At 57.3% G+C, this 450-nt stretch carries 1 pseudogene; it reads right to left on the reverse strand.

Annotated features, from left to right (window positions below):
- Positions 1–450, reverse strand: a pseudogene (mukB, locus tag ACU8YC_RS27535) (chromosome partition protein MukB); the annotation flags it as partial.

Here is a 450-nt window from a genome sequence, read left to right on the forward strand (position 1 = left end):
CGCAGTGACCACCTGCTCGCGCATCTCAAAATAATCGCGTTCCAGCTTGCGCAGCTTGCTGGTCAGGTTATCCATCTCCGCTTCGCAGAAGGTCAGCGCTTTGTCCAGTTGGTTGCGACGAGCGCGGTTGGTACTGAGCTGCGCATGCAGTTCATCACGACGGATACGCGCACGCTCTTCGGCACCGCTGTCCGCGCGAACGCCAATGTCCTGCAGTTCACGTTGTAAATCGTTGAGCAGCTCTTTTTTGGTGTCGTACGAGCTTTTCAGCGACGCCATGACCTGATTGTACTGGCTTAACTGCGCGGCGTGGCTGCGCAAAGCTTCACGGGCGCGGGTACGTTCAGCTTCCGCCTGTTCAGGACGTTCACGCAGTTTTTCGTTTAGTTCGCTGTTACCGCTCAGCATTTCGGCCGAGTCGGAATAGCTAAAGTGCGCCCGGCGCTGCAC

This window comes from Citrobacter sp. VF227, assembly GCF_052950715.1.